The following is a 23,752-nucleotide window of genomic DNA, read 5'->3' on the forward strand; positions in this document are numbered from 1 at the left end:
TCTATATTTTCCCTTGCTCCCGTAGCTCTTTCATCCGTAACGCTTTGTGTGGCATATCTAAATTAGCCAGCTCGATAGATAGTTCATCTGGTGTCAGCTTGCCGTCGCCATCGGTGTGAGCTTGCTTTAAACCATAAATTAGCTTCATTTGTTTCAAATAAGTTTGCGTATCAGCATCCACATCATCGCTAACCTTGGTCAGTCGAAACCTGATAACTTTTTTAAATTGCGTATCTTCATTAAGACCATCCAACATAGTGGTAAACCGTTCCCAACTGAGGCTATCTCGGTCTAAATCGATACCGTATTGTTGTTGGAACCCAGCCTTGATTAACGATTCGTCTTCATCAAAATCAAAAGACCGCTTACCAGACTTGAGCACCTTAGCTCGAACCCGATCGCGGTCATTATTGATTTTTGTATTAAATATTTCAGATAGTAACTGGCCCTTATCCTCAAAACGTAGCTTGCTCGTATCGTCTAATACCAGCGCTTTTAAGCTGACTTCTACACGCTCTGGTATAGTTAGGCCTTCATCCCGAATCGCTTTAAAATAGAGCAACACCATGCGAAATGAAAGGTCTAAACGATACCGATGTTTCCGAAATACGATACTGTTAGTGTTTATCTCGGTAAAACTCATTGTTCATTCTTCCGCAATTCTGTAATGGACTGTAAGTACTTGTCGCGATAATCGGAAATATCCGTATGTTGTTCTACGTTAATCATGATTTGAGCGACAACCTTAGCAAATACCACCATAGAATCATTGCAAGTATGATATAGTTCCTTGCCAGCAGCCTTACCAAACATGCCATCAAGTAATTGATAAAAGCGTTCCTTAGCTTCAATCTTATATTTGTTCTGAATATCATCGTACATTCGCAAATAGCGTCGTTGTAGGACTTGTTTCTTATGATCTAACGCCGTCATTGGTTCATTAATCATATCTTTTTCCAATTGAGCTTCTTTATCAGTTAACTCAACAGAGCGGTGTTGCAAGTCTTGTTGCAACTTAACTTCGGCCATCTTAATGTCGTTATATTGATCTGTAAAAACAGCAAATGATTTATCCGCAAAGCTCACCGTGTAACTCTTATCACCAATTTCAAAAGTCATGCTGTCACTAGGAACCTCTAATTTAATTACATCACTCATGCTGGTACCTCCTAATATTTTTAATGCTATGTATGACGGATCGCTCCGTCACTTGCCTACATACTCTTTACAATAGCGCCATCGCTAGTAGGCAATGATTGAACATTTGATGGCGCTGTTATTTTGACGGATTACCGTTGTCAGTTGGCATATTAGCCTTAACACCCAAAATAATCGCATTTTGACAAGGTGTATCCTTCAATGCAGTTTGCATATCAGTAGGATTGCTTGCCTTGATTACTGTGGGAGTAGCATTGTACGTCATCGTTACCTTGAAGCTGCCGTTATCGTCCGCAGCGCCACCACCATCATCAATGTCAGAGAATGTTCCCATACCTGATTCAATCGCATTAGGTGTTAATGAACCATCTTCTTCTTGTACCCATTGGACTTTACGGAACATCCGTTCACGCAAGCCACCAGTCTTTTGCTTCATGTCGGCAATATCATCTTGGGCCGGGTTCCCAATTGAACGATCACCAGAAATATCATACGATGACGTTACACCAGTAACTGTTTGTCGTTCTTGGCCACCACCATTGTAGTAGGCAGCAGACTTCTTCTTATCAGTATATTTAGGCGTTACAGTCGTAATCCCATCACCTAAATATAACCAGTTGATCGTCTTATCTGCCGCAGTTTTTCCTACCCAATATTCATCTAAATAGTTTTCTTGAATTGACCCCTGGACGTTTCTGTCGTTCGGGTCAGCTGTTGGTGTTGTTGCATCAGCCATTTTGCATTCCTCCTAAATTAAATAATTACTTGTACACTAAAAGCGCCTTGATAGACACCATACTTTTGAGCATCTTGACCATCGTCATCCTGAACAGTGGCTAGAAACTCCGGTGAGGTTGTCATCTTAGCGCTTATGAATTTGAAACTTCCATTCTCACTTTTGATTGATATCGGCGTTGCATTCTCCATGATGTCCATAATGGCACTGAGAGTGTTAATACAAACAATTCCGTGTGGATGTTTAGCAGTGATTGCAAATGCAAAACTACGGCGGCGGCGACCGTCATAATATCGCGTTGCCGGTCCAGCGGGTTGCAATGTATAACTCAGTGACATTCCAGGAGCATAGTCATTGCCAAGTGTTAACGTATCAAACAGCTTAACGTTAGCACTAATATAATTAGCAACCCGAACATCCAGATCAAGGTCAACTTGACTCACTACGTCGCCCCCAATCCGTGTGCCACGAGCGCTGCCCAATTGTGACCATTAACCAAATAGGCTTTATCAACCCAACCCTTTTGCGCTAACGCATGCTTAGTGTGGTTATAATTCAAAGGCCGATTCGTCACTACTTTGTGATAGCCTCTCCGCTGACCCATTGTATCCGGTGCCTTCACCATTACTTTACCACCGTACATATAGGCCGCATACGGCTCTGTCCAAACAATAGTAACGCCAGTACCGGTTTGAATTCTCGATACATGGCCAGCTAAATAACCATTTAGAAATGGCACATATTGGTCAGAATCACGCACAATCACATCTGCTAGTCGGTTTGTCAGCACATTAAGATTATTCAAACGTGTAACCAATGGTGACAAGTCTACTTTGTTAGTCATTGCAGCACCCCTTCCCAATGATGAACATGCGTGCCAAAATCATAAATGGGGTCAAGACTCTTCACAACTAATGATTGTTGGGTACTCTGTACCTGAATCTTGTCATTCAGGCTAGGTAACTTGTTTAGCGGCGCCGAGTTAGCCGAATCAATAATTAATGTATAAGCGCCAGTAACGACCTGTGTACTAGTATTATTACCAACAGATTGAACTGACACTGAAGTTGTGGGTTCAACTCGTACATGTCTAATCATGTAGTCATCAGATCCATTGCTATCTGGGCTGGTAGTCCATGAATCCTGTTTGGCTTTATTAGCGTCGTAGGGTGTCACTTTGATGGCATCATCTAACAACTCTATGGGAATTGGATCAATAATATCATCCATTTAATGCACCCCACGATACAATAGGCCGGTTGGTCGTAAGTAGTTGATTGCCGCATTGGAGCGTTGTGCCGTACCACGTGGCAGCGTTGTGGGCGCTGACTTATCATAACTAAATTTGCCTATCGTTACATGACTAATCCCTTTAGCCGATTGTTTAGCGTTAGCTAGCTCTTCAACCCCACCAGAATCAATAAACCATTCAATCTGAGCGCAGACAGCCTTCTTCACGTTAATTCGGTCAGCCTCAAGTGGCAAATCATCAAGATTATGCGAATCGAAATAATAATTTGCGTATTGATTGACCATCTCTTCGGCTCGCATTTCCAAACGTTCAAAATTAATATTTACTGGTACTTGCTCGCCAAAATAAGTGTAAGCGTAAAAATCTTGATCTACTATCGGCATCTAATCACCTCTAACCAGCAGTTACATTGGCACCATCAGTGGTTGCTGCAGCTTTAACATTTTGTGGATCAGCGGGCTTGGCAGCAAGAACCGTAAATCCCGGAACATCTAACTTGTCACTCGTTTGACTACCGTCCACATAGGCAACCTGATAGTCACCAGTAGCGACAACTGTGCCAGCTGCTAAGCCAGTAATTGCCACACTGGTTGCATCACCAGTCGCAATTGCCGTTTCATTGCCCTTTTGATAAGCCTTCAACACTTTAGCCATTCTACATTCCTCCTAAATTTAATTGCCTACTTTGCTGTGATCTTCGCACCGTCATTAGTAGGCATTGCTTTGACATTAGACGGCGACATTATTTTGACGGCGTATCAGATGCCACAGCTTTACCCTTATTGGACTTTTTAACCGTAGCATCCTTAGTACTGGTTACGTTTTGGTTAATAACAGTACCGCCTTCGACATCAAATGGATTAATGACTAACAACTTAGTGTCATCATAGATTGCAACACCATAATGTTCATCGGCATTAAACTTAGTGATCTTATGATCCATATCGCGACCCTTTTCAGAGAGAACATTCCGCTTCATGTAGGTACGCATTGCACCCGGCTTAACTGCCACAGCGGAGCCTTCTTTGATCTTACGTGACCGCACAATTTGCCATCCGAGTAACTCACCAAATGTGCCATTAATCAAGATGTTGTCGCCTAAATCAGTTGCTCGCGTCCAGTTCTCAGCAGCAGCCTTACGTAGTTTATTGACATCTTTAGGGTTCATAAACAAGACGCCGGTGGTCGGTGAATCATCTTCTACCGCGTATTCACTCGTATCATCATTAAATGCAGCTTCAATTGCATCAACCATATCCAATGACGTAACATCAACGCCAGTACTTAGCGTAAGCCGTGCTTTCATTGCAGTAGCCAAGATATCATTGTCAATCTTAGATGCGATTGCCATCGTAATTTGTCGCTGACCTTCTCCCACTGGATCTCCGTATCCGGATAGAGCGGCTTCGTCAGTAATCTTGACACCTTTACCTGCTTTCTTAATCGTGAACATGTCGGTATCTGTTGAAAGACTGGCATAATCAATAGCGCCACCTTCATCGACATCCGTCGCATCTCCGATATACTTGTATCGAGGTACAGTTACATCAGTACCTGGTCGACCTTCAAGTGTGGTGTCAACAGGTGCAATAGCGCTAAAACGGATTGCCTTAGGTAATTTAGCACTAATCATCGCAGTCATAACTTGTGGATCAATCAGGTTATCTAATACAGTTGTTTCATCTGCCATGTGTTATTTCCTCCTAATTATTTGTTAGTTTTGTAACAGCTTGCTTGTATACATCCGGGTGCTCAAGTTTCAGTTTTGCGGCTTCACCGTAGCTAATCTTTGACAAATCTGGCACCGCAATGTTATCTTGACCACCACTAAGATTTTGACCAGCAACGGCTGTTCCTTGTGCGACTTCTGCACCTTTAAACGATGGGTTTCGTGCCAAAACACCTGTTAATGCCTCATCGATTGTTTTAACTCCGTTAGCTTTATTCACCAAATCGGCCTTAGCGAGTGCCAGCGCATCACTTAAATGATCAGCATCAACTCCTTGTTTAAGAGCAGCTACTTGAGCTTCTGCAGTGTCAGCACGACTGGTTTCTTTTGCAAGCTTACTGGTAGCCTTGTCTAACTCACCGGATTTAGCCTCCAATGCACTCTGATTAGCCGCCACATCTTTATTATGCTGTTCGACGACACCTTTCAAGTCATCTTCGTTATCGAACCCAAGTGACTTTAATAATTCGGTACGCGCTTCTGTGGCTACCTGTTTAGTATCAATTGGCGTAGGAGTCGGTACTGGATCAGTAACCGGCACTGGTTCAGGTGTTGGAACTGGATTATCTTCTGCCATCTTTATTGCTCCTCTCTAAATTTAGGTATAAAAAATAAGCCTTTTAACGCCATGCTAAGGGCACTACTGTTTTTCTCGATCGTATTGACGTACTAGCCCATGCTTGTTAACAAACTGACGAGTAACTGACTGACGACGTCTCACTAATTCTTGTGCATCCGTAATATCACTTTGATCACCAAGCTTTTTAGCTGCTATCAATTTACGCTTAGCTTTTCGTACCTCACGTTCAAGTCGTCGCTGAGTCTGTTCTAATTGATACCTAGCAGCATTGTCATCATCTGACTGCTGCGGCACTGGCATTGAACCGTGGCCTTCAATATATGGAATCGTATAATGTCGGCAATTAATGCCCCCAATGCCAGTAATCGTACCGTATCCCGTTGTTGATTCAAAATCTGGATACTTGTCCGTATCACCATCCAATGAGTAGACATGGTCTTGATACTGCAAGTGGCTTGGCCGACAACCAATATGTGAACTAACTTTAACTAACGAGCCATACTGACGATACCTAAGTAACTCTGTATCATTCGTAGCACTATTAATACTTGAGTTAACCACTGTCCGCACATAGACATCTGGTGACCATTTTCGACCAGCCTTATCAACGAGTGCGGGTACACCTTGTTCTGCCCATTGCTCACTAGCTTTAGCTATTGATTTGATGGCAGTTGTACCACTATCAATTGACCGCTTTGCATCACCAACAATTCCCCTAAACATCTGATACGCATTAGCGCTCATATTACGTCTAGCAAGGTTCAGATAATTATCCGTCTCTGTTAACTGGTCATCAACAACTTGCTTAAACTGTTGCGAATCCTTGATCGAATCCACTTGCTTTCCAGTAACCTTTTTAAGCCACTTTTCAGCTTGTTTGACATTATCTTGACTAATTGTACTAAGTCTTGTGTGCAATTGCTTAGACACATGCTGTGTAGGCGAGACAGTTATTTTAGCAGCGTATTTCCGTACATCGTCCGCATGGTTAAGTAGCTCGTTTATCCATTCGTTATCCGTATCATCATGTTTAGATGCTTCATTTCCTATTAGGTTGACAATGTAAGACCAAATCAAATCTTCAACACTAGCATAGTTGTTAGCATCTTCATCCGAATAGTCTGATAAATCCCATGGTTTAAGCATCACCCTCACCATCTTTACCATTACCACCGACAACATCTTCAATTGCACCTTCAGCATTCGCTGTTTCTGCATTGATTTGGTCAAGAACCTGTTGAGCTTCAACATCAGTAATTCCATTAGCCCGCTTGATTGCTTCTAGCTGTGTCATGACGGGGTGATTGCCATTAGCTTTCATGTAATAGTCCAGATTATCATTCCGGTCTTTGGCAATCGAATCATCAAAGTTAACTGAAATATCAATATCCGTTTGGCCTGAATATTGTACACCTGGATCATTTTTAGCCAGCTCCACAATAATCTGGCACATATGTTCAATCGCTTCTCCAATCAACGTTTCATGGCTGTTTTTTGATTGATACGTATCACTATTCTCACTAATTACCGCCGTTGCTGTGATAACACCCTGTTTGCTGTCAAATGTGAACATATCCGCACTAAATCCAATTTGTGAGGAGTAGAAATGCAATAGATCATTGATTCCAGATACGATTGCTTCATTTCGCAACCCTAAGGTAATATCAGTTGGTTTAGCTGACTCGCCATCACCGCCACCCATTGTCGTGTTGTATGCCATGTAGACATCTTCAGTCCAATCGACAAAATACCGTTCCTTACCGGTTTCCGGGTCAACTTCACGCCTCAATTGATTTGCTGGTGCAACGATGCGTCGTTTGCCTTTAACAAATTCTTGGAATAGCAGGTCATAGGCTTCATCTAGTTGGCGTAACGTATCCACTGCATTCGCATAAATCGGAATACCAAGTGGACTGTCAATGTGCAAGTTGTTGGCTAGGTTGGGTTTCAGATAGATAAATGTAGGTTGCGAGTATAATTCTTTGGGATACTTAGTTGGTTTGGGTGACATATTTTTGAACGCATTTGGTAGGTCGCTCCAGTCATTGATTTTCACACCCAAATCATCAGTACTGTTAGTTGTGCTCTTGTAAATTTCATTAGTCACAACGTAGTCAGTATCTGTTTCTTCATGCCATTCCAGTAACGTATAGTAATGACTGTCACTCATGAACTTGGAGGCAATGACAGCCTCACTCACACCATTTGCATCCGAAGAAATCGGGTAGAACGCATCTGCGGTAGCGAATCGAATCTTAACTCTACCACGATCGGTATATAGCCGAATTACAATGCCACCAGTTGCGAACATATATTCTAAGTAACGTTCAAAGTTGTTATAAAAATGATTGTCCTTCAAGGTTTGCTGTACGAATTGATTCTCAACCGTTTGATAGTCCTCAGGCGATGTAGGATCATTAGGGCTCTTCGCATCCTTAGGACTAACGGTGATGACAGCCTTTTGATTGAATACTAGGCTTGCCATCTTTTTAGCAGCAACTTGTCCCATGTTTAATGACATCTTCTGACGATCTAAATAAGAGCCGTCAGGAAGCCGCTTATGGATTTTCAACCATTCAGGTGTTGACTGGTAAATATCAAACCACTTAGCAATCAATCCATACTGATCATCATCCGCCATTACTTTCTTATGGTCAGGTACACTCTGCAATTCACTAGCTAATCCCATTTTGACCAACACCCCCTTTATCCAATCGTGTATTCTATTAAACAAGGTTAGTAACCTCCCTTGTATTTCTTCGTAAAGTAGTTAGCCGCATACCGGCACTCATCCATTGCATGGTTATTTGCATCGACAGGCTTACCAGTCGCCTCATCACGAACATACATACCAAGTTCCTTAACGAAGTGATAGGAATCATAGCTCTGATTGGCTAGTCCACTATCCGGCGTATCAACTAAGACAAACTGACCATCGGCAATCAGTGATTGCTGCCGCTGAATGCCGACTTCAATTCCTTTAGAATTACCAACGTGATCATGGCCATTGTTATCTGCCTTACCAGCCTCGATACCAACTTTGATTAGCTCTTGCCGCAATGCTAATGAAGCAGGATCCACTAGTACCATCGAGTAGTGCAGCTGATATGTGCTAACGCACCACATAATGAATCTTCTCAATTCTGTTGCATATGTGCTCATCGCCTTTGTTTGTCCCGTCTCCGTGCCACTGTGATAATAATTAGCAACGCGATTTAGAACAAACTTAAAACGCCCATCAGGTTGACGGACGCGGGTAACAATATTGCAACTCATTGTTGTGGCATCATCTTGACCAGCATCACCAGTAAAGTACATTTCTACTGGCTGCCCAATTAAGGTATGGTTAGTCATACTGTCTTGGTCAAACTGGTCATAGATAATCCCTTGTGGCATAACTCTTAATCCTAACCAGTCGCGCTTATACAGATATGAATTCTTCTTAAGCTGTGCCTCCATCTCAGTCAAACGCTTGGTTGTCATCACTGGGTTATCAGACATACGCCAATGTAGCCAATGCGCATCACGTTCATCAAAGAACTTAATAATCGGGTCTTGTGGTGCTGGCGGGTTAAGGTCAGCAAGATGATAGCGATACTTAGCTGCGGCCGTTCGTCGAAAGGTCTCGTCAAGGAACTCGCGGTTTAACAAGTTGATTTCAGAATACGCGACTGAACCCAATGACATCCCACGAATAGCGTTAGCACTGTTTGACTTGGCCCCACCTTTGAAATAAATCTTCTTTTTCCCACTAGGCAGGTCTAAAGCTAAATGGTCGCCACCACGATCGCGCCTTAAATGGCTAGCGCCATCGAATATATAGGCTAGTCCCATGCCATCACCTTCAATAAACAGGTTATAGGCTAACTCTTGGTTGTAGGCACTGACTAAATGGTTCTCGTCCGGTGTTGCCAAATAGAACATTGCAAGCCGAGCATCATCCGCCGCTGTCTTACCGGCACGAATCGAGCCCTCATTCACATCAAATAGGTGGTCAAATGGAGAAAAGATGAACGTCGCTTGCTTCTTACCATAATTAATATTACTCAATGGTGTTTGCATCGTTTTCTTCCTCCTTAGGCACCAGTTGCGCTGCACCCTTCGTTAAAGCCTTAAGCAATGGATTGACATGACCAACGCCTTCAAGCTCATTAGCCTTATGCTCAACAATGCGAGCATCCGCGTTAGCTTTACGGATTTGAGCTTTGACTAGCTTATCATCGCCTGGATATCGCTTAAGTATCTCCTTGACAGCACTTATCCGGGTCTTCAAGTCTGCCTCCTTCTGGCTCTCGTATACGCCTTCCGGAGTGCTCGATATAACCGTTTCTTTCTCCTCGCCTCTAGCTATCCGGGTAAGCAATTCGACGGCCTCTCTGGCGTCCATAATGCGCTTTGAGGCTATCTCGGCCATTCGCTCATCGATGTATTTTTTGATGTCAAGTTTTGTCAAGTTTTGCTGTCCAACTGTGCGAGCTGTTTGCTTGCTGTAACCCGCTTTACGAGCCGCATCAGCAGCATTGCCAGACTTGATATACTCGTCGGCAAACTTTTGCTGTTTTGGCGTTAACTTTCGTTTCATTACATACCACCACACCTCCGTCTAATTGATATTTTCAGCGTCTAACGCTTGAGTAAGATGTCCTTAACCAATAGCCACGTTTCAGGTAAAGCCTTGACGTTTCTGTCCGTAACAATGGTACTAACTCGGCCTCCATCATAATATCCAACATCTTTATAATTGATTGGCTTTAAATAATTAATACCTCGTTGTCGTCTCATTCCCCGCATGTTGCACCTCCTTATTTTTATCCAAACGAAAAGCGCCATGCTGTTTAGCACGACGCTTCTTATCCTTGTACCACCTATCTAGCCGGGAATCGGCTTGCACCCATTCAGGCGGCTCGTACCCGTATTTGCTATGAATCATTCGTGACATTGATACCACTCCTAAATTTATGTACACAAAAAGCCCGGTTCCGACCCCGGACTTTAACTAATAGACAATGCCGGCGGCAGAGAGGAGCACATCACCCCTTATAAATCCGCCAGCTACACAGATAGCTGGATTTGAACCAACATAGACGGTTTTGGAGACCGCCATCTTGCCAATTAGATCATATCTGTAGCAAAGGGCGCTTTATAGCACCCTGCTAGTCGGCTTACCGTCGCCGGTTACCAACCATCTCAAACTATAATAATAATCAATTAGAGCTATCAGGAAAACATTTATTTGTCGCCCTAACCAATTATCGATAATACTAATTTACACCCTGAAAGCATCTATATCATACGGTATATCTACGATGTTTCTACGATTTATAGATAAGTGTGCAAATCATCTAATAAATATGTGTCAGCGAATTGCAAACACGCACGATTCTTGTAAAAATAATAACGATCATTCCCATAACCTAACTCATTCATCAACTGATAATCATATATCGCAGATTTGTCTGCGAACAACCGTTTGAGTAACACTTGACTGATGTGATCACAGCCATCAATGGCTTCACTTGTACGCCATACAACCTGTTCTGCATATAATTTACGGTATATTGTTGTTTCGGCCTTGTTATCGCTCGCAGGGGCCTTTGGCAAATCACTAACAACCGGTGACTTCAAACAGGTAATATCTTGATGGCTTACCCGTTCCATTCTTGGTAGTTCCACCGAAAGGAACCGTTTAACATTGGCAATTGTCTTCTTTTCGTCTACTTCAGGGAACAGACTGCTGTAATCCATATCTCGTACCTGCTTCATTACCCCGCCACTCCTCGCTGTGCTATAATTAAATTAATCGGATTCAATCGTAGCGCGGCCTTCAGTGGCGGCGTTTTTATTTACACCATTTATGGAGGCCAACAGTTAGCTTAAGCTGTTTTCCCTCATAATCATCAATCACCGTTTTCCGGTATTCATGGGTGGCACCATCGTCAGGCATTCCCAACAATTTCTGCATATTTTCGACAAGCTCTTCAAACTCTAGCCGCGTAAGCCACATATAGATGTTCTCTTCCGCATCGTTGTAGTCTAGCTCTAACGTATAATCTTTTGTTTCCACCTAGTACCTCCACATAAAATAAAGCTTTATTTACCGTTCTTCATAAAAGCCATCTTCCCCGTAATGCAGTCCAGAACCAGAGTCCGCATACGCAGATATCAATTTTTCAACGCCACCATACTTTTTAACTAACGGAATCGTGTCCTTATCTATGGACTCGCCGCCATCCTCAAACCACCAAGACCAACCATGTTGTAATTCCAAAATTTCAAGGTCAACTTGAGGATAGCCTTCCATATTGTCAGCCCACTTAACTCGCTTGCAACTTAGATCTGTCCAATCAGCTCCATCAAACTCATCAGTGCCAAGAACCTTATCCTTTGCTTTACCTGGAGTATTGGCAAAAACAAGAGCTCTAACTGGGAGGTCTTCGTCATATCCAATTCTGTATGCTTTCATAACATTTCACCTCTGTATAAAATAAAAGCTTTATTCAACGAAATTCTCGATTCCCAAAACAACATAACCCGGCTGCTGCTTAAAGTCAGTCATATACGTTACTTGATAAACCATCATATTGCCCGTATACACACCAAACTGTGGTACGAATTCACGCAAGATTAGCAAGTCATCGACCTGATAGTCACGGTCATTTTTTCGAATTTCAAATCTTTTATGTCCATGTGCTACATCGTTGAAATAATTTGCATACAGCTTTAAAACATGAGCTTTCATTTGTCTTCCTCCACCGTATATCCATCTAGCCACGCGCGAGCAAAAAGATCTTGATTATCAGACGGACACAACCAACTTAATATGTCGTGGATCATATCATGTGATCTGGCATGGCTAAACAACATGATATTGCCAGATAAAGATGTTTCTATGGTAGTATTGGCACGCTTGCAATCCGTAAGATAGTTTGCAACATTTTTAGGAATCACCGGTAGCTCTTTATACTTCTGCTTGAACACTTCGTCTGTAATCAGCCAACGCTCACCGTTAACGCTGGTTGCAATCCAGTCACCAACGTCTACTTTCCCTGACCCTGTTAGATATAATTCAGGGCTGCGGTGAGTTCCAAGCATTATTCCTGCGTCAATTAATTCATACTTATCAACCATCTCATTGCTTCCATCAAACTGTTCGGCCTCGATTGGCTGTTTGCGATAGAACTTCATTTTTAATCCTCCAATAGCTCCGGGTTCTCGTTAATTCTTCGCTTGATGGTTCCCCAGTCGCACTCATAGTAATTTGAAATCCAATTGATGCTTTTACCGTCTTTCAAAAATTGTTCTAATTCGTCTAAAGGCACTTTGACCGTACGGCGAATTTTTATGCCTTTTCGTTTATGGTTGGCTTTTGAACTCATTTCTATTTGTTTGTCTGTTACTACGTGTCCTTTCATATGGTGGCTATTGTGTGCTCCTGAAACCATAATTGCTAAATTATCAATTGAATTATTCATCTTGTCTCCATCAAGATGATGAATACAAAATTCTTTAGGAATATTATTAAGTACCTCATATTCCATCAGCAACCTATGAACGTGCATTTTTATCCCATCAACTGTTACTGCGGCATAGTTTCCGTATTTATAAATGTGCTTAATAGATGTCATGGGCTTTTTTGATTTCCATAAGGAAGCCTCAGTTAAAAGGATCTCATCAACTTTGCAATTGCAATCGTTGATCCATCTTATTTTTCTTTGAATTTTAACTGTCAATCAAATCACCGTCCATATGCACGTTACCAATAGCCTTGATTTCATTGCTGAAATAACACCCATCTACGTCAAATTCCTTGCTAGAAACATCCTTAGCAATCCATTTACCGTATACATAATTGCCTTTATTAACTTCAAAAGGTTTGCCAATATTCCTCTTAGTGTAAGAAATGACTGGCTGTAAAATATCGCCTTCATAGATATCCTTGCTATTCACGTCTTTCAGGCCGGTAAACTGCTCAACGCTAATATCCAAATCGTCCTGCGTTGCAACTCCATCATCAAAATAAATTTTTCCGTCACTTCCAATTAACACATCTTTTATATATTCTTTTCCTCTGTCTTCCCACGCTCTAAACTTAATCATCGTCGCCATCTCCTTGATTAGTTTCAATCCTACGAAGCCGCTAGTGTCACTCCTATAACACACAATGAAACAATAGTCAGGTAAACTATTAATGCAACTATTCCACCTTCAATAAATATATCGACTATAGATGCCACAGCAAAAGCAATTAAAAGACAGATGATTATTCCAAAGCCAATTTTATTTCTAGTGCTCATTTTCAATCCTCCCCGAACGCCCGCTTATTAATGTTGTACGGCTCATATTCCTTGACCAGTTGCTTGTTATCCTGTGCTTTAGCTTTGTTTGCTTCAGCGTGTTGCTTCATGCGCCGGTGCTTCCGTTTAATCGTTGAACGCTTCTTAGTGTGTTTAGGCATCTTCGTCCTCCGTGATTTCATCAATTTCTACTCTAGGATTTCGTTTATCAACGGCAAATTCATCCTGGAATCCTGTGATGTGCTTTCGATTGTCGTTGCCTAAAAGTCCAGCCTTCATAAAGCCATCCAGCACAAACTTTTTAGCAAACGCGATATTATCCGCATCTTTCCGGTTGTTCTTCGTGTACCACGTAAATTTAAGCTTGCAAGGCCAACTGAATTCAACTCCGGAATTCCGACTAGCTCTCGCATATACACTACATAAGGCCGTGTACCGCTTCTTTAGGTTAGCTGCCGCATACCGATTGGCCCGTTCAGCCTTGATGTACTCATTTAAGCTAGGTAGTTCGCCCTTAATCACGACTTTGTTCATACTTTCGGCACCCGGCTAATGTAGTAGCCATTAACGATCCCGTTAGACATACTGGCCTGTCTAATCGAGAACTCTGGGGCGCCAATCCTTTTACATAATCGTGCCAGTGTTTGATAAGCGATCACTTCGTCAGGATTGTTATACTTCTCAGCACGCCAGTAACCGTTATTCAGTGGCAGGCTGTATTTGTGGACTAAATCCTTTACCCGCTTGAATTCAATTGCCGTGCTTTCGGCTATCTGTCTGAGAGAATGTTTGCCATGCTTATGTGCTTGCCGAATGGCTTTAATATCTTCACGTTCGCCCTGTTTCGGATCTTGTTTCATACTGGCTAGGTAGGCCGCATCACTGCTTACCTTAGTTCCAGGCTTCACCAGTCTAACCGGGAAAGGCCATTCACCAGATTTGTAGTTATGCTGCGCGAGCTTAAACATTTCCGGTTCGGGCCCCATTGCTAGTGGGTGATCGATATCGGGTAGATCAGCGTTAATTACTAGCACCTGTGTTTCAGTCATGCGCTTACCTCCGTTTGCAATCCTTGTCTAGCTTGCTCTAGATCAATAAAATACTCGGCTGGCTTACCCCAACATTGGGTCAAATCAAAATTTAAGCCATCCCGCTGATATTCAATAATTAAAACTTCGAGTGCAAATAGCTTGTACTCATGAGCGCACACCTCATCTTGCGCGCTACCGCCAGCCTTCAGATGTCGCTTCATGCGCTGCTTAGTCCAGTGCAACGCGGCCGGTTCATAGGCATGGTTAGCGGCTAAATTGACTAATTGATTGCCCCAATTCATTTAGCTTCCTCCTGACTGTTCACGAGCGCTAGGAAATCCTCATCACTCATATCGTCCTGCTGGTTATCGCTTGAGTTTGGCTTAGAATCCGCCTGAGAAGCGCCGTTTTGCATCCACTTTGGCGTAACTTCTTTACGGCCGTTTGATGCCTTACCCTTTGGCTTAGGCGGTGTCATATCGTATTCATCCATCCAGCCTCGACCACCCAGCCAATTTTCTAAGCTTTTGGTGTAATACTCACCCGTGCCATGTAGCTTTAAATAAGCCTTATACTCGTTAATCTTAGCAACAATGGTCTCTAAGCTAACCCCCTCAACCTTGGCTGCATAATAAACGTCATAAGCTTTTTGAAAATCACGCTTTTTCGGGTAGATGGACCAAACCTGTTCAGTAAACTCTTGTTGAATGCGATCACGAGGATCACGCGGTTGGGTTTTATTTGTTTTGTTATTATCTGATTTACTCTGTTCTGATATACTATGGGGATTGTCAGTGTTGTTTACTTCGTTTCCAACGTTGGAAACCCCGTTATCAGTATTGGAAACCCGTGGTAAACGATATTTATTAAGAATTGAGCTATCTTTCTTCTGCCGAGAAGCTAATTTATAGTTCTCTTGAATTCGCTTAGACGTTAAGATTTTTTCTTGCTTGAACATCTCAGCGTCGAAAAACCCTACCTCACTTGCTTTTAAAACCACGTCCTGTACTGCGCTTTCCTTGGCACCAATATCATCAGCCACCAAGAACCGCATATCAGCATCCCACGTCATGTAATACCCTTCATCTTGATAAATATTACAGAGCAGGCAGATTAGTACAGCAATCGATTGGTTTCCACAAGCACGCATGATTTTACGAACCTTAATGTCACGCAAAAAATCTACATCTAAGTTGAAATAGTCAATTCCTTTCTTAATTGGACGGGCCATCTCGCACCTCCTGTCCTTATTAATGGGCCTTTCACCCACCTGGTGGATTCAGTCACTGCTGCATTCAAGCCAATTCGAATGTTTATTTCTTATCAAATGCTGCTAGCAATCCTTGTAGCTGACTCTTAGCATCCTCTGCTTGTGCTATTGTCAGGTTCTTCCAATCGTCGTCAGTCCCTTTCCAATCAGGTACAATTTGTTGAATAACCTCATTAGTCACTGATAATGGTGTGCCATTCTTGGTTTGGGTGGCCAGTTCACCAGCAAGGTTAGCAATCTCACTCGTCTGTTTTGAACTAGCAATGATGGTGGTAGGGTCAAAATCTTCATTTATTTCATCGTCAGTTGCGGGCTGTTGCTTGCCAGCTAGTAATAATTTAGCAGCAGTCTTAAATTCAGGTTTCTGCGCGTTTTCAGCTAGCCATTCAATATAGCCACGATTCTCATTCAAGACATCTCCCATGCTCTTGCCTTTGTTTTTACCAAAATTAAGTTTCAAATTAAAGGCTTCATCATAAGTCATGGTTTCATTATTCTCACGTTGGTTAAAGTTCTGCATATCTTCGACATCTTGCGTGAAGACATTTGATAAACTAGCGATGGTCAGTGTGGCATCAACCTGAGCTCGCTTTTTAGCCATTTTCAATACCGTGTTTTTCATTGAAAAGCCATCACGAGAAACGTACTTACTCTCTTTTGTGTTTGCCGAGCCTAATCCCTCAGTTAACTGCATACCACTCTTGTACAGCACGCACTTGACGGTATAGTCGAAATAACCATCCTTGTAGTTTTCAACCTTATCAATGACGTTATACTCACTCGTTACACCCATCAGCATTTGAATTTTCTCAGCTCCGGGCTTCAATAATGTCGGTTTTTGTGTGCCAGGGACAACCCCAAAATCTTGACCATCTTTTAGTTGATGTTGAACCATAGTTTGGAAATTAGAGATAGCCTGTAGTTCGCTAGCCATCTTGTTTTGATCAGTACCCATGATTAGGGATAGACTGTTCGTTTGATTTTCTGCTTTCGCGATTGCTTCACTCATATCGGTTCCTCCTAGTATTTAAACGTGACCTTCTCAGTTGCTGGTTTTTCAGTAATACCAGCGATAATCTCGCCATCTTCCATGACAAACTTGTCACCAACCATGCGACCAGCTTTTTTCAAATCAACTTTATCAATAGACTCCTTGACCTTGATGTATTGGCTCATACCTTGATTACGAAGTGAGTTCAAAACCATCTTTTCGTCATACGCCAACCCAGCCGGGTTCTTGCGAGTTGATACACGGCCATTAGGAGTATCGATTTTGAATTTCTTATCGACTAACCGTTGATCACGTAAATAGTCGGTCAGTAGCCCTTCGAAGTACTCGCGGTTGGCTTGGTTCTTATCAAGCTCCCGGTCGCGCCATGCAATTGCCTGGTCAATATTGTTCTTCGCAACTTGACCAATTTCATCATCATGCGCTTGGATAGCCTTGAGCTTCTTTAACGCCCAGTCAGCTTTCTCCAATGAGTCAATTTTGAAGCCTTCGTTTTCACGTTCTGTCACCGTTCTAAGTTCTTCTTTTAACATTGCATCCATGATTGAAATCCTCCTATTTAATATCCAGCAATGACGCCACTTTCGATTAAGTCTTCCTCGGTAGGCACATCATCACGCCAGCCTTCCGCAGCTTCTTCTTGGTCAATTAACCAGCTATCGTAGCCGTTCATTTCGCCCACCTCCGTACTAAACGTTGTCTTAGTGACTGTTTCGGAGTACAATAGAACTCGAAAATGAAATTGTTAAGCGTCTTTGCTGCACGGGTACTACCAATACTCGAGCAGCTTTTTTTGTACTCAAATTTAGGCTTTAGCGATACTTTGCATACTTCCAATTCGTTCAACCTCCTTAAATGTGCCAAAAACATTATTCAATTCTTCAATTGTGATTTGCTTGTAAAGCACATTTCCAATCCTGAATGTAAATTTCATTGTCTTCATCTCCTTAAATTCCAAACCAACTAGCAACCTCATGACGTTTAAACCACAGCACTGTTAATGTGCAGCCTATTAGTGCTCCTTCAATCATTGCTATTTCCTCCTAGCCATTTTCTTGGTTGACTTTATCGATTACTTCCTGCAATTTATCCATTGGAATACCGGCATACTCAGCCTTCTTAGCCAGATCGGTTATCTCGGCGCTAATCTCTTCAGCGTATTCACGTGGATAACGTTCAATAACTAGCTGTTGCGCTGGCGTCCGATCATTTGGATTAATTGCAATAGCGTTCTCAAACTCAGCTTCCATTGCCTCTCGTTCTTGCTGCTCTTTTTTCTGACGCATTAGGGCTGAGAACATGTCACCCTTTAGACGCCTGTCATTCTGAAATGACAGCACGCCGAAATTCTCGCGAGCACCAGAATAGCTAAGCCAAAAATCGTTAATTACATTTGCTAACGACTTCCTTATTTGTGAATCAGTGCTTCTTGATCCACTCTTCAACCGAGACAATTGTCCGGGAGAAACATGCGTCCTATCTGCAATCTGCTGCTGTGTTAGTGTTTTATCTCTACCTAATGCCAATGACAATTGCTCTGCAAACTTGTTCTTCATACCTACACCTCTGTATTTTGGAAAGGGCTTTATATCGCCTTTCCACGTAATTCACCTATAATTTAAATTAATCGGGATGATCTAATAAGTAATCCATCATCTCAGCTGCTGGAATCTGCCAGCCGTTATGGGTATTCACATAATCAATAAAGCCACCCTGTTCAATATCCAAATCATGGCGATGCTTGGTTAAATATCGTGAGGCTCGTTCGGTTGATTTAGTTCCGTATTTATACCTGGCCAAATCTTTAAGCTTCCAAGTACGAATACCACGCTGTGCTTGCTGCCATGCTTGGAACCTCTCGTATTCTTCTTCGCTAATGAATTGGAAGCCCTTTGGAGCCTCATGCCGAATCAATATCGTATCTGACATGTTCGCACCTCCTAATATGAAACTGACATAAGTTGGCTAGCTTGCTCGTTATACTCGGCCGTTACCGCTCGGAATTCAGCATCTAGTGCTTTATCGCTTAGTGCCTCAAACATTACTCTTGGTGTTTCTGGCTTAACCTTTGCTAGTGCATTAATTAATGTAGTTCGTGATAGATGTGTCATTTTGCTGCCTCCGTTCTTTGAAAAGTTAATAGTTTTGTTCGCTCCTTATGCGATAATTATCATAAGGAGGTGATAATTATGGCTATTATGACAATCGCGAAACTTCATTGTTATCAGTGTAATCACGATTTTCCATTAAACATGTATCAACCAATCACAAAAATCAGCTGTCCATACTGTGATACAGACGTTGATGAATCAATGATTGAACCTATTCGCGATGTTTGGGCACAAGTTTCCAGCTTAAACCAAGCATTCCACAAACATGAAATGGAATCAGAAGAACCACGTTTTAGTCTCAATATTCATGATGAAGAAGTTCATCTTGAAATTGATGATATTGACAATGAAACTGAATAATTGATTCTAGTTGCCGAGGGTGCATATTAAATTGCTCCTCGACTTTTTGTACAGCAGCAAGAACACTATCTAAATCATTTGGGTACGCTACCTCTCGTGCGAACTTGCAAGCTTCTGCATACTTATTTATTGAGGAACCTTTATATTTTTTCTCACTCATTTTGCCGCCTCCTTTGGTTTTGTGTCACTTTTTGCAACTTTAGAGAACAAAAAAAGTGAATCAATTGGTCTCTCAACCCCATCTGATATTTTCTTAGCGACTTTCGGAGATGGTTTCCTTCCATTTAATATTTGAGATAAATATCCATAAGAAATGCCGTTCTTACGGGAAAAAGACCGTACTGTCTCACCTTTCAGGCTAATTAGTTCTCTGATTTCATCAGAGTTTTTTACAGGAAGGACTACTGCCATGTCTTCGCCTCCTTTCTTGATTACATAAATTATTATAATCTTTTGTTTCACTTTTTGCAACCACTTATCACGATAATATTTCACTTTTTGCACTCTATTGTTTCACTTTTTGCTATAATCCAGTCATAGAAGGGAGTTTGACGCCATGAGTTCAACGGAAAATTTACGTAACGAAGTGTTAAACTTCGGTCCAAAAATCAAAGAAATAAGAAATAAGAAACGATTTACAGTTAGACAAGCTGCGCTACAAGCAGGAATATCTCCATCATTTTGGTCACAGGTAGAAAATAAAAAACGTGAGATTCCCAAACCAAAAACTCTTCAAAAAATGGCAACAGGTCTACGAATTACTGATGATGAGATTTTTAAACTAGCTGGTATTACCAAAGATCAGGATAACTTGCCTACAAAAAACTCTCACTATTATGACTTAACTGAAAAAGATGAAAAAAGTATCGATAAGGAACTTGAAGATATGATGAACGGGCTCGACTCCAAACATTCTTTATCATTTTTCCAAAATGGGCAAGAGCTATCCGATCAGGACAAAGAACTGCTCAAAGCGTCCATGCGCCAAACATTAGAATTATCCAAACAATTAGCAAAAAGAAAATTCACTCCTAAAAAGTATCGTAATGGAGAGGAATAATAGGAGCTGGTTATATGGAACGGTGGATTGAAGAAGATATTGACCACTTAACCAACAAGTTTGGGATTCAAAGTGCTTTTGATTTGGCGCGTGACTTGGGCATTAACGTGCAATTCAATAACCTTGGTAGCAATATTTACGGCTACAATAATAACTCGCATCGAATCCCAATGATTGTCATTAATAATACAATTGACGAACGTACACAAGATGGTGTTTGCTATCATGAAATTTTTCATATACGGCATCACAAGGGATTCAATACGCAGTTTTTTGCGGTAAATACGACAAGCTTTCTATCCGATGACAACGAAACTGAGGCCAACAAGTTTATGCTGGCTATGTTGAAAGAGGAATATGGTTGGAGCAAGCAAGAAGATGTATTAGACTTCTTAGATTTTTTCAAGCTACCGCATGAGCTGGCTTCGCTATTTTAATTAGCTTTTGTTAGCATGGGAAACTAGCAAAGAGTTCGAATGTTTTATTTTAGATATATGAATGGGATTTAATTGGGGAATAAGGATATTTGGAGGAGTTTCAATTGAAAAAGATGATTTTAAGTATACCCATTTTAGCTTTACTACTTTCAGGGTGTTCTACCAAAACTGAAATTCAATTATATAAAACTAACGTATCAGAAATAGATACTGTTCGTGGTAAAGCGACACCTGAATCAAAAGTCACTTTCACACATGGGCAAAAGAAAGTAACTACGACTGCAAATAGCAATGGAAAATTCTACGAAACAAATCTAAAGCCTGGAATTTATACAGTAACCGCTAGCTTAAACGGAAAGGCCAGCAAGTCTCTAAAATTACATGTAAAAAAAGACAAAGCAATTAGCCAATATGAGGATAAAGAAGAATCTTCAACATGGGCATCTATTGAAAAAGAAAGTAGTAATGAAACTGACTCTAGCTCACAGTCCAGCACCTCCAAGAGTAGTGCAGACGAATCTTTGACATCTAGCTCATCAGACACTGATTCATCTGCAACAAACGAATCGAGCTCTAGCAGTTCGACCGCAACTACTAAGGTTAGTTCCGAAGATAAGGCAGCTTTGAACAAAGCAGAAGCTTATGCTTCCAGAATGGACATGTCAAAACAAGGTGTATATGAGCAACTCACCTCATCTGCTGGTGAAGGCTTCTCCTCAGAGGCTGCACAGTATGCTGTTAATCATCTGACCGATATCGACTGGAATGCTAATGCTCTTGCAAAAGCGAAGGACTACCAAAGTAAAATGTCCATGTCACGCAGCGCAATTCTTGACCAATTAACATCGTCAGCTGGTGAGCAATTTACTCAATCTCAAGCACAATACGCTGTGGATCACTTACCAAAATAATGTTCACAAAGCCCCTCACCGGGCTTTCACGCGAGCGTATCCTACTGGTTTTAAATTGGACTGTTCAAGGCTTCATCGAGCTCTGAACGTAATTCATCGTCATCTGCAAGTACTGCTTCACGTTTAGCTTCCGATAATGATAATTCTGGATGCTGGCTCTTTATCAGGACTGTTAACAAATTCAATTCTTGCCAGTAATCCAGAGAACTTAAAAAGGAGTCGATGGGACTTTGTTTGCTTCTAAACATATCAGTATTCCTCCTAACAGTTTTAAAATAATTTCAGGTTCAGCAACTACACTAGGTACACTCGAACTCGTTGATTTCTTCACTGGATGGATAACACCAGAAAAAACATTCTTATTCTACACAGTCATTATAATATTTTCTATACTATTTTTGGCAAATTTATTCTTTCAATATTCAAAAATCACTGCTGAATTTCAAGAAAATAGCGACAATCAGAAGAAAAAGATAAAAGAATTACAAAAAACAAGTAACAATTTACAGCAATTATATGACAGCATTAATGCAGAGAATCTGCGTTATGCCGATGAACAGAATAAATTGAAAGAAGCATCTCAAAACAAAGATAAGACTTTTGCTTATTTTGTATATCAATTAATCGACATAGATACGCCGGACCCAAGGATAATTGAATTGCTATACCAAATGTCCGTCTCACCCAATAACAATAAAGAATTAACGACTGCAGGGAAATATGCTCTAGAACAAAAATTACAAGCTCGTAAAGATATTGACGCAATAGTAGCTACGGAGGGAAACAAAGATGGACAGTCATAATTTTAAGATTATTAGAATTATATCGGATACTGAATTCATTATTGACGCTGGCATCAACGATGGAGTAAAAAATGGAGATAAATTTCAAGTGTTAGATACAAAATCCAATCCTATTAAGGATATGGATGATAACGTAATTGGTTATTACGGAGCGCAAAAAGAAATATTAACAGCCACTGATGTTCACGATACTTTCTCAATTCTAAAAACACGTTTTATAAACTCGACATCTAATAAAGAAACATCAATTCAGCAAATGATGAAGTCTAGCGCTTTTGCTCCGTTCGTAACTGGTTCTATGCGCACCGACGTTCCAGCTCATTACAAGCGAGCCAATATAGATCCATCTGAAATGGAACCGCTAGAGAAAAGTGACGCCCCTATTCAAAGAGGCGATACTGCACGCAAATTGAGCTAAAGCACAAACTAGCCCCTACCCGGGCTTCCACGCGAGCGTAGTTCAACGGTAGAACGGTGCTCCTTTGAATTGCTAACTAGATACTAACAGATGCAGGTTCGACTCCTGCCGCTCGCTTTAACCAGAAAGAAGGCTTAATGCTATGGATAGTGAAATTTCAAAATACGAGCTAATTGCCACGATGAAGAAAGATATACAGACATTTATGGACTCAGAATCCATGTTATATCTAAAAAAAGATTCATATTCAACAGAAGAATATGACCGTATGCTTACAGAAGTAAAAGATGATTTGAAAACACGGCTATTGCAAAAATAATTATGAACTCAGTAAATGATAGTCAGCCCTAGCTGACTTCACGCGAGTGTAGTTCAACGGTAGAATGGTTCCTTTAATTCAAATATAGCCTACCTTCCAATGCAGGTTCGACTCCTGCCGCTCGCATTGTAACAAATAACCCATACTACCGCTTACTTTAGTACCTACATCACGTGGGCGTAATTCAATGGTAGAATAACGATTTCAGCCCTTCTCTCTCGTTTGAAATTGTTATGTAGGTTCAATCCCTGCCACCCACTTTTAAAAGAAAGAA

Annotated in this window: 42 protein-coding genes and 4 tRNA genes; 10 read left to right on the forward strand and 36 right to left on the reverse strand. The window is 41.4% G+C overall.

Features of this window, described 5'->3' with window-relative positions:
• Position 1: 1 nt before the first annotated feature.
• The 34 genes from V7R88_RS09495 to V7R88_RS09660 form a co-directional block, all read right to left on the reverse strand.
• On the reverse strand, positions 2 to 568 hold the full coding sequence (locus tag V7R88_RS09495) for a Gp15 family bacteriophage protein (RefSeq protein ID WP_338816182.1): 567 nt from the start codon (positions 566 to 568) through the stop codon (positions 2 to 4).
• A 71-nt stretch (positions 569 to 639) separates the two neighbouring features.
• Complete coding sequence (locus V7R88_RS09500) at positions 640 to 1,158, reverse strand: hypothetical protein (protein WP_338816183.1); 519 nt, start codon at positions 1,156 to 1,158, stop codon at positions 640 to 642.
• A gap of 118 nt (positions 1,159 to 1,276) precedes the next feature.
• Complete coding sequence (locus V7R88_RS09505; RefSeq protein ID WP_063486493.1) at positions 1,277 to 1,894, reverse strand: phage tail tube protein; 618 nt, start codon at positions 1,892 to 1,894, stop codon at positions 1,277 to 1,279.
• A 17-nt stretch (positions 1,895 to 1,911) separates the two neighbouring features.
• Positions 1,912 to 2,337, reverse strand: coding sequence for a hypothetical protein (locus V7R88_RS09510; RefSeq protein ID WP_015380612.1), 426 nt, complete (start codon positions 2,335 to 2,337; stop codon positions 1,912 to 1,914).
• Entirely contained in the window at positions 2,337 to 2,738 is a 402-nt protein-coding gene (locus V7R88_RS09515) for a minor capsid protein (protein WP_046947889.1), read from the reverse strand. Before V7R88_RS09515 ends, V7R88_RS09510 begins: the two co-directional genes overlap by 1 nt.
• Positions 2,735 to 3,124: a putative minor capsid protein gene (locus tag V7R88_RS09520; protein WP_106904684.1), complete on the reverse strand. Its 390-nt coding sequence runs from the start codon at positions 3,122 to 3,124 to the stop codon at positions 2,735 to 2,737. The genes V7R88_RS09515 and V7R88_RS09520 overlap by 4 nt, the downstream gene beginning before the upstream one ends.
• A complete protein-coding gene (locus V7R88_RS09525) occupies positions 3,125 to 3,529 on the reverse strand; it encodes a hypothetical protein (RefSeq protein WP_338816185.1) in 405 nt (134 codons plus the stop codon).
• Positions 3,530 to 3,539: 10 nt separating this feature from the next.
• A complete protein-coding gene (locus V7R88_RS09530) occupies positions 3,540 to 3,800 on the reverse strand; it encodes a hypothetical protein (protein ID WP_015380616.1) in 261 nt (86 codons plus the stop codon).
• A gap of 88 nt (positions 3,801 to 3,888) precedes the next feature.
• The gene (locus V7R88_RS09535; protein ID WP_015380617.1) at positions 3,889 to 4,836 is read right to left on the reverse strand and encodes a N4-gp56 family major capsid protein; all 948 of its coding nucleotides are present in this window, start codon (positions 4,834 to 4,836) and stop codon (positions 3,889 to 3,891) included.
• A 13-nt stretch (positions 4,837 to 4,849) separates the two neighbouring features.
• Positions 4,850 to 5,452: a hypothetical protein gene (locus tag V7R88_RS09540; protein ID WP_338816186.1), complete on the reverse strand. Its 603-nt coding sequence runs from the start codon at positions 5,450 to 5,452 to the stop codon at positions 4,850 to 4,852.
• Between the two features lie 63 nt (positions 5,453 to 5,515).
• The gene (locus tag V7R88_RS09545; protein WP_338816187.1) at positions 5,516 to 6,601 is read right to left on the reverse strand and encodes a phage minor capsid protein; all 1,086 of its coding nucleotides are present in this window, start codon (positions 6,599 to 6,601) and stop codon (positions 5,516 to 5,518) included.
• Positions 6,594 to 8,144: a phage portal protein gene (locus tag V7R88_RS09550; protein WP_338816188.1), complete on the reverse strand. Its 1,551-nt coding sequence runs from the start codon at positions 8,142 to 8,144 to the stop codon at positions 6,594 to 6,596. The genes V7R88_RS09545 and V7R88_RS09550 overlap by 8 nt, the downstream gene beginning before the upstream one ends.
• Positions 8,145 to 8,191: 47 nt before the next feature.
• Positions 8,192 to 9,517 carry a PBSX family phage terminase large subunit gene (locus V7R88_RS09555; RefSeq protein WP_338816189.1) on the reverse strand — a complete coding sequence of 442 codons (1,326 nt, stop codon included), beginning with the start codon at positions 9,515 to 9,517 and terminating at the stop codon, positions 8,192 to 8,194.
• Complete coding sequence (locus V7R88_RS09560; RefSeq protein ID WP_338816190.1) at positions 9,498 to 10,037, reverse strand: terminase small subunit; 540 nt, start codon at positions 10,035 to 10,037, stop codon at positions 9,498 to 9,500. Before V7R88_RS09560 ends, V7R88_RS09555 begins: the two co-directional genes overlap by 20 nt.
• A gap of 177 nt (positions 10,038 to 10,214) precedes the next feature.
• Positions 10,215 to 10,394, reverse strand: coding sequence for a hypothetical protein (locus V7R88_RS09565; RefSeq protein ID WP_338816191.1), 180 nt, complete (start codon positions 10,392 to 10,394; stop codon positions 10,215 to 10,217).
• Positions 10,395 to 10,510: 116 nt separating this feature from the next.
• Positions 10,511 to 10,582: transfer RNA gene (locus tag V7R88_RS09570), tRNA-Trp, on the reverse strand.
• A gap of 192 nt (positions 10,583 to 10,774) precedes the next feature.
• On the reverse strand, positions 10,775 to 11,218 hold the full coding sequence (locus tag V7R88_RS09575) for an ArpU family phage packaging/lysis transcriptional regulator (RefSeq protein WP_015968485.1): 444 nt from the start codon (positions 11,216 to 11,218) through the stop codon (positions 10,775 to 10,777).
• Positions 11,219 to 11,294: 76 nt separating this feature from the next.
• Positions 11,295 to 11,519 carry a hypothetical protein gene (locus tag V7R88_RS09580; RefSeq protein ID WP_338816193.1) on the reverse strand — a complete coding sequence of 75 codons (225 nt, stop codon included), beginning with the start codon at positions 11,517 to 11,519 and terminating at the stop codon, positions 11,295 to 11,297.
• 30 nt (positions 11,520 to 11,549) lie between these two features.
• Positions 11,550 to 11,918, reverse strand: coding sequence for a hypothetical protein (locus V7R88_RS09585; protein WP_338816194.1), 369 nt, complete (start codon positions 11,916 to 11,918; stop codon positions 11,550 to 11,552).
• A gap of 30 nt (positions 11,919 to 11,948) precedes the next feature.
• On the reverse strand, positions 11,949 to 12,194 hold the full coding sequence (locus V7R88_RS09590; protein ID WP_338816195.1) for a DUF3850 domain-containing protein: 246 nt from the start codon (positions 12,192 to 12,194) through the stop codon (positions 11,949 to 11,951).
• Positions 12,191 to 12,640 (reverse strand): DUF1642 domain-containing protein, encoded by a 450-nt coding sequence (locus V7R88_RS09595; protein ID WP_338816196.1) that lies wholly within the window; start codon positions 12,638 to 12,640, stop codon positions 12,191 to 12,193. The genes V7R88_RS09590 and V7R88_RS09595 overlap by 4 nt, the downstream gene beginning before the upstream one ends.
• Positions 12,641 to 12,642: 2 nt before the next feature.
• Complete coding sequence (locus V7R88_RS09600) at positions 12,643 to 13,185, reverse strand: HNH endonuclease (protein ID WP_338816197.1); 543 nt, start codon at positions 13,183 to 13,185, stop codon at positions 12,643 to 12,645.
• Positions 13,175 to 13,552 (reverse strand): YopX family protein, encoded by a 378-nt coding sequence (locus V7R88_RS09605; protein ID WP_338816198.1) that lies wholly within the window; start codon positions 13,550 to 13,552, stop codon positions 13,175 to 13,177. The genes V7R88_RS09600 and V7R88_RS09605 overlap by 11 nt, the downstream gene beginning before the upstream one ends.
• 29 nt (positions 13,553 to 13,581) lie before the next feature.
• Positions 13,582 to 13,749: a hypothetical protein gene (locus V7R88_RS09610; protein WP_338816199.1), complete on the reverse strand. Its 168-nt coding sequence runs from the start codon at positions 13,747 to 13,749 to the stop codon at positions 13,582 to 13,584.
• A gap of 2 nt (positions 13,750 to 13,751) precedes the next feature.
• On the reverse strand, positions 13,752 to 13,910 hold the full coding sequence (locus V7R88_RS09615) for a hypothetical protein (protein WP_123808850.1): 159 nt from the start codon (positions 13,908 to 13,910) through the stop codon (positions 13,752 to 13,754).
• Positions 13,903 to 14,283 (reverse strand): endodeoxyribonuclease, encoded by a 381-nt coding sequence (locus tag V7R88_RS09620; protein ID WP_011101765.1) that lies wholly within the window; start codon positions 14,281 to 14,283, stop codon positions 13,903 to 13,905. Before V7R88_RS09620 ends, V7R88_RS09615 begins: the two co-directional genes overlap by 8 nt.
• Positions 14,280 to 14,798: a hypothetical protein gene (locus V7R88_RS09625; RefSeq protein ID WP_338816200.1), complete on the reverse strand. Its 519-nt coding sequence runs from the start codon at positions 14,796 to 14,798 to the stop codon at positions 14,280 to 14,282. The genes V7R88_RS09620 and V7R88_RS09625 overlap by 4 nt, the downstream gene beginning before the upstream one ends.
• Positions 14,795 to 15,082: a hypothetical protein gene (locus V7R88_RS09630; RefSeq protein WP_003642800.1), complete on the reverse strand. Its 288-nt coding sequence runs from the start codon at positions 15,080 to 15,082 to the stop codon at positions 14,795 to 14,797. The genes V7R88_RS09625 and V7R88_RS09630 overlap by 4 nt, the downstream gene beginning before the upstream one ends.
• On the reverse strand, positions 15,079 to 16,011 hold the full coding sequence (locus V7R88_RS09635; RefSeq protein WP_024002534.1) for a DUF4373 domain-containing protein: 933 nt from the start codon (positions 16,009 to 16,011) through the stop codon (positions 15,079 to 15,081). Before V7R88_RS09635 ends, V7R88_RS09630 begins: the two co-directional genes overlap by 4 nt.
• Positions 16,012 to 16,093: 82 nt before the next feature.
• Entirely contained in the window at positions 16,094 to 17,059 is a 966-nt protein-coding gene (locus tag V7R88_RS09640; protein WP_338816201.1) for a hypothetical protein, read from the reverse strand.
• An 11-nt stretch (positions 17,060 to 17,070) separates the two neighbouring features.
• On the reverse strand, positions 17,071 to 17,601 hold the full coding sequence (locus tag V7R88_RS09645) for a host-nuclease inhibitor Gam family protein (RefSeq protein ID WP_024002536.1): 531 nt from the start codon (positions 17,599 to 17,601) through the stop codon (positions 17,071 to 17,073).
• Between the two features lie 17 nt (positions 17,602 to 17,618).
• On the reverse strand, positions 17,619 to 17,783 hold the full coding sequence (locus V7R88_RS09650) for a hypothetical protein (protein ID WP_338816203.1): 165 nt from the start codon (positions 17,781 to 17,783) through the stop codon (positions 17,619 to 17,621).
• A 319-nt stretch (positions 17,784 to 18,102) separates the two neighbouring features.
• Complete coding sequence (locus tag V7R88_RS09655) at positions 18,103 to 18,615, reverse strand: helix-turn-helix transcriptional regulator (RefSeq protein ID WP_338816204.1); 513 nt, start codon at positions 18,613 to 18,615, stop codon at positions 18,103 to 18,105.
• A gap of 67 nt (positions 18,616 to 18,682) precedes the next feature.
• Positions 18,683 to 18,988: a DUF771 domain-containing protein gene (locus V7R88_RS09660; RefSeq protein WP_333509753.1), complete on the reverse strand. Its 306-nt coding sequence runs from the start codon at positions 18,986 to 18,988 to the stop codon at positions 18,683 to 18,685.
• Between the two features lie 260 nt (positions 18,989 to 19,248).
• Here V7R88_RS09660 and V7R88_RS09665 point away from each other — a divergent pair, with 260 nt between their 5' ends.
• On the forward strand, positions 19,249 to 19,530 hold the full coding sequence (locus tag V7R88_RS09665) for a hypothetical protein (protein ID WP_338816206.1): 282 nt from the start codon (positions 19,249 to 19,251) through the stop codon (positions 19,528 to 19,530).
• Between the two features lie 156 nt (positions 19,531 to 19,686).
• Here V7R88_RS09665 and V7R88_RS09670 read toward each other — a convergent pair whose 3' ends face one another.
• Positions 19,687 to 19,941, reverse strand: a complete 255-nt coding sequence (locus V7R88_RS09670; RefSeq protein WP_060417532.1) for a helix-turn-helix domain-containing protein — start codon at positions 19,939 to 19,941, stop codon at positions 19,687 to 19,689.
• A gap of 145 nt (positions 19,942 to 20,086) precedes the next feature.
• On the opposite strand from V7R88_RS09670, the gene V7R88_RS09675 reads away from it, so the two are divergent.
• The 3 genes from V7R88_RS09675 to V7R88_RS09685 all read left to right on the forward strand — a co-directional run bounded on the left by V7R88_RS09675 (position 20,087) and on the right by V7R88_RS09685 (position 21,938).
• The gene (locus V7R88_RS09675; protein WP_060417484.1) at positions 20,087 to 20,590 is read left to right on the forward strand and encodes a helix-turn-helix domain-containing protein; all 504 of its coding nucleotides are present in this window, start codon (positions 20,087 to 20,089) and stop codon (positions 20,588 to 20,590) included.
• Positions 20,591 to 20,604: 14 nt separating this feature from the next.
• Entirely contained in the window at positions 20,605 to 21,027 is a 423-nt protein-coding gene (locus V7R88_RS09680) for an ImmA/IrrE family metallo-endopeptidase (RefSeq protein ID WP_027821901.1), read from the forward strand.
• Between the two features lie 113 nt (positions 21,028 to 21,140).
• Positions 21,141 to 21,938, forward strand: coding sequence for an Ltp family lipoprotein (locus V7R88_RS09685; protein ID WP_338816605.1), 798 nt, complete (start codon positions 21,141 to 21,143; stop codon positions 21,936 to 21,938).
• Positions 21,939 to 21,988: 50 nt separating this feature from the next.
• Here V7R88_RS09685 and V7R88_RS09690 read toward each other — a convergent pair whose 3' ends face one another.
• Complete coding sequence (locus V7R88_RS09690; RefSeq protein WP_022638156.1) at positions 21,989 to 22,186, reverse strand: hypothetical protein; 198 nt, start codon at positions 22,184 to 22,186, stop codon at positions 21,989 to 21,991.
• On the opposite strand from V7R88_RS09690, the gene V7R88_RS09695 reads away from it, so the two are divergent.
• From V7R88_RS09695 to V7R88_RS09720, 6 genes are all read left to right on the forward strand, one after another.
• Positions 22,169 to 22,741: a hypothetical protein gene (locus V7R88_RS09695; protein WP_338816211.1), complete on the forward strand. Its 573-nt coding sequence runs from the start codon at positions 22,169 to 22,171 to the stop codon at positions 22,739 to 22,741. The genes V7R88_RS09690 and V7R88_RS09695 overlap by 18 nt on opposite strands.
• On the forward strand, positions 22,728 to 23,159 hold the full coding sequence (locus V7R88_RS09700) for a hypothetical protein (protein ID WP_338816212.1): 432 nt from the start codon (positions 22,728 to 22,730) through the stop codon (positions 23,157 to 23,159). Before V7R88_RS09695 ends, V7R88_RS09700 begins: the two co-directional genes overlap by 14 nt.
• A gap of 31 nt (positions 23,160 to 23,190) precedes the next feature.
• Positions 23,191 to 23,276 (forward strand) — tRNA-OTHER (locus tag V7R88_RS09705).
• 25 nt (positions 23,277 to 23,301) lie between these two features.
• Positions 23,302 to 23,478 (forward strand): hypothetical protein, encoded by a 177-nt coding sequence (locus V7R88_RS09710; protein ID WP_076637223.1) that lies wholly within the window; start codon positions 23,302 to 23,304, stop codon positions 23,476 to 23,478.
• A 42-nt stretch (positions 23,479 to 23,520) separates the two neighbouring features.
• Positions 23,521 to 23,604, forward strand: a tRNA-OTHER gene (locus tag V7R88_RS09715).
• A 47-nt stretch (positions 23,605 to 23,651) separates the two neighbouring features.
• Positions 23,652 to 23,738, forward strand: a tRNA-OTHER gene (locus tag V7R88_RS09720).
• Positions 23,739 to 23,752: the final 14 nt, after the last annotated feature.

Origin of the sequence: Lactiplantibacillus argentoratensis (genome assembly GCF_037290055.1) — a bacterium.
Taxonomy (GTDB): Bacteria; Bacillota; Bacilli; order Lactobacillales; family Lactobacillaceae; genus Lactiplantibacillus; species Lactiplantibacillus plantarum.